Raw genomic sequence first — 1,284 nt, forward strand, 5'->3', positions numbered from 1 at the left:
GGTTGATGGTCCAAGCCGTACGTCCCGTCCCCTTCCGCACTCGGCACCCAGTTCAGGGCGCTCTCGGCCAGGACCTCGTGGAACGTCACGCCCGCGAACTCGGGCGTCGTGACGCTCCGGACGAAGCCGCTGTTCGACTCCATGCCCGGGGAGCGCGTCGTCCGCCGACGCGTCGATTCGCCTGCCCGCTCCACCGCATGCGGCCATTCGAACACATGTTCGAACGCGCCGCAAGCGAGCAGCGGTCTCAGTGGTGCAGGCCGAGGACCTTCGCGGTGCGCTCGAGGGTCTGGTCGGCCAGCGCCGGGTCGTCGCCGAGGTCCTGTCCGTACGTCGGGACCATCTGCCGGACGGTGCCCTGCCAGCCGGCCCAGCGGTCGGGGAAGCAGCGTTCGAGCAGCTTGAGCATGATCGGCACCGCCGTCGACGCTCCCGGGCTCGCGCCGAGGAGTCCCGCGATCGACCCGTCCGCGGCCGTGATGACCTCGGTGCCGAACTGCAGGATGCCGCCCTTGTCGGCGTCGGGCTTGATGACCTGCACGCGCTGACCCGCCGTGATCCGGTGCCAGTCCCCCGGCTCCGCGGCGGGCATGAAGTCGCGCAGCGCGTCGAACTTCGTCTGCTTCGACGCGAGCAGCTGCCCGACGAGGTAGCGGACGAGGTCGAAGTTCGAGAACGCGACGCTCAGCATCGGCCGGAGGTTGTGCGGCCGGATGCTCTTGAACAGGTCGAGCACGGAGCCCTGCTTCAGGAACTTCGGGCTGAACCCGGCGTACGGCCCGAACATCAGGGAGGCCTTGCCGTCCACGATCCGGGTGTCGAGGTGCGGGACCGACATCGGCGGCGCACCGACGCTCGCCTTCCCGTAGACCTTCGCCGCGTGCTTCTGCACGACCTCGGGATCGTCGGTGCGGAGGAACTCACCCGACACGGGGAAGCCGCCGTACCCGCGGATCTCCGGGATCCCCGACTTCTGCAGCAGGTGCAGTGCTCCGCCGCCGGCGCCCACGAACACGAACTTCGCCGCGATCCGCTGCTTCGACCGCCCGATCTCGTTCCGGACGTCGAGCACCCACCCCTCGCTGATCTTCGACCGGGTGACGTTCGTGACCTGGTGCGAGGACTCGAACTCGACGCCGTCGATCTCGAGCTGATCGAAGAGCTGGCGTGTCAACGAGCCGAAGTCCACGTCGGAGCCCGCGGCGGAGTAGGTCGCGGCGATCGGCTGGTCCTTCTTGCGGCCGGGGATCAGCGCGGGCGCCCACTGCCGGATCCGAGCCGGGT

At 69.3% G+C, this 1,284-nt stretch carries 1 protein-coding gene; it reads right to left on the reverse strand.

Annotation, left to right across the window (positions count from 1 at the left end; translation table 11 throughout):
• Nucleotides 1–247 precede the first annotated feature (247 nt).
• On the reverse strand, nucleotides 248–1,284 hold a 1,037-nt coding region (locus tag I59_RS06165; RefSeq protein WP_022903115.1), incomplete at its 5' end, for a malate:quinone oxidoreductase.

The organism is Curtobacterium sp. B8, from assembly GCF_000333315.1.
GTDB classification, from domain to species: domain Bacteria; phylum Actinomycetota; class Actinomycetes; order Actinomycetales; family Microbacteriaceae; genus Curtobacterium; species Curtobacterium luteum.